We start from the raw sequence: 2,430 nt of genomic DNA, 5'->3' as shown, positions 1-2,430 counted from the left end.
CCCCGCCCGCGCTCCACAAACCCCCGCCCCCCCCACCCCCCCCCCCCCCCCCCCCACCCCCGCCCCCCCCCCCCCCGGCCCCCTCGGCACGTGTTTGTGCGAACTCTGTAGTGGTCCGTGCGCAGCGGCCCGTACCGTGTTTGACTTATCCCTCCCAGGGCATGTCGACAAAACGCTGAAGTGACCTTGCGGGCCGCGATATACCAAGTGTTCGCGGGTAGCAGCTAATGCGACGATGGGTTTGATGGGGGATAGGACAACTCTGTTGGAGACGGGGCGGTTTGCGCGGAGGCGTACCGATGTCGGCTCAGGCGTCGGTACGCTCGGTCCGGCCGCTCCCACAGAGCCGGCCGGACCCACGGAGCCCACGGAGGCCATGGACCAGGCCGAGCAGACCGAGGCCGAGGCGGAAGCCCGCCACCGAGCCGCGGCGAAGACGGGTGATACGGCGGCAGCGAGCGCGCTCGGCGCGCTCCTGCTGCGCCGTGGCGACCTCGACGGCGCCGAGCCCCACCTGAGGTGCGCCACCGCGGAGGGCGACCGCGCCGCCGCCAACAACCTGGGCGTCCTGCTCCACCAGCGCGGTTACGGCGACGAGGCCGCCGGCTGGTGGCGGGTGGCCGCCGTCGCGGGCTCCGCCGCCGCGGCCCACGCCCTCGGCAAGCACTTCCGCGAGCGCGGCGACGAGCCCGCCGCCGAGTACTGGCTGCGCCAGTCCGCGGAGCAGGGCCACGCCTCCGGCGCGTACGCCCTCGCCGACCTGCTCGAACACCGCAGCGACGTCGGGGCGGAGCGCTGGCTGCGCGCCGCCGCGGAGCGCGGGCACCGCGAGGCCTCGTACCGTCTCGCCCTCACGCTGGAGCGCCGCGCCAGGGAGCGGCTGCGGCCTGCGGGGGACCCGGCGGGCCCCGCGCTGATCGAGGACGCCGTGCACTGGTACCGGCAGGCCGCCGCGCGCGGCCACCGGCGCGCGGCCCTGCACCTCGGCGCGATCCTGGAGCGCCGCGGCGAGCTGAAGGAGGCCGGGCGCTGGTACCTGAGCTCCGCCAAGGACGGCGAGGCCAAGGCAGCGAGCGCCCTCGCCTTCCTGCTCCGCGACGCGGGCGACGAGGAGTCGGCCGCCGTGTGGTGGCTGCGCGCCGCCCAGGACGGCGACGGCTCCGCGGCCAACGCGCTCGGCGCGCTGCACGCGGCCCGCGGCGAACAGCAGTCCGCCGAGCGCTGGTACCGCACGGCGATGGACGCGGGCGACGTCAACGGCGCGTACAACCTGGCGCTGCTGTGCGCCGCCCAGGAGCGGGACGCGCAGGCCGAGCAGTGGTACCGGCGCGCCGCCTACGCCGGCCACCGCGAGGCGGCCAACGCGCTGGCCGTGCTGCTGCTCCAGGCCGGCGACGCGGCGGGCGCGGAGCCGTGGTTCTCCAAGGCGGCCGAGGCGGGCAGCGTCGACGCCGCGTTCAACCTCGGCATCCTGTACGCCAGCCGCGACGACGACGGCTCCGCGCTCAAGTGGTACGAGCGCGCCGCCTCCGGCGGCCACACGGAGGCCGCGCTCCAGGTCGCCATCGCCTGCCTCAGGGACGGCGACGAGCGCACCGCGGAGCGCCACCTGCGCTGCTCGGCCGGGGGCGGCAGCGTCGAGGCGGCGTACCGCCTCGCCATGCTGCTGGACGCGCGCCGCCCGCCCGCGGCGCCGCCCGCCCTGGGCGAGGCGCAGCTGCGCACCGAGAAGACCGAGTGCGAGCTGTGGTACGAGCGGGCGGCGGAGCAGGGGCACGTACGGGCCCAGGTGCGCGCGGGCATGCTCGCGGCCCGCAGGGGCGACACCGAGGGCGCGGCCGGCTGGTACCGGCAGGCCGCGGAGGCGGGCAGCCGCAGCGGCGCGTTCAACCTCGGCCTGCTCCTCGTGCGCGAGGGCGCCGAGGCCGAGGCCGTGCTGTGGTGGAAGCGTGCCGCGGGGGCCGGGCATGGCAGGGCCGCCCTGCGGCTCGCGCTGCTCGCCGCGCGGTCCGGCGAGCTGACCGAGGGGCAGCGGTGGTGCGCCCGCGCGGTGGAGCTCGGCCCGGCCGAGGTCGCGGAGCGCGCGGCGAAGCTTCTGGACGCCCTGCACCAGGAGTTGACGGCCTGAGCCGGCCGCGCCCCGGCCCCGGCGAGAGGCCTCCCGGAGGCCGCCGGGAAGGAATTTGCCCATCCGGTGAGCGTGACGTAATGTTCAGTTCATCGACGCGGGGTGGAGCAGCTCGGTAGCTCGCTGGGCTCATAACCCAGAGGTCGCAGGTTCAAATCCTGTCCCCGCTACGGAAAGTCCGAAGGCCCCGATCTCCTGGAGATCCGGGCCTTCGGCATGTCGGCGCCCGAACGGCGCCGACCCCGACCCCCCCCCCCCGGGGCGGGGGGGGGGGGGGCGGGCCGGGCGAGGGCGCGGGGGGG

At 76.5% G+C, this 2,430-nt stretch carries 1 protein-coding gene and 1 tRNA gene; both read left to right on the top strand.

Annotation, left to right across the window (positions count from 1 at the left end; genetic code table 11):
- Positions 1-235 precede the first annotated feature (235 nt).
- Positions 236-2,128 carry a tetratricopeptide repeat protein gene (locus LCE31_RS19195; protein ID WP_225015774.1) on the top strand — a complete coding sequence of 631 codons (1,893 nt, stop codon included), beginning with the start codon at positions 236-238 and terminating at the stop codon, positions 2,126-2,128.
- Between the two features lie 96 nt (positions 2,129-2,224).
- Positions 2,225-2,298, top strand: a tRNA-Met gene (locus tag LCE31_RS19190).
- Positions 2,299-2,430: the final 132 nt, after the last annotated feature.

The sequence above is a fragment of the Streptomyces sp. 8L genome, assembly GCF_020176795.1.
In the GTDB taxonomy this organism is placed as follows: Bacteria; Actinomycetota; Actinomycetes; order Streptomycetales; family Streptomycetaceae; genus Streptomyces.
The sequence above is the reverse complement of the archived record's forward strand: the minus strand, read 5'-3'. Positions and strand labels throughout refer to the sequence as shown.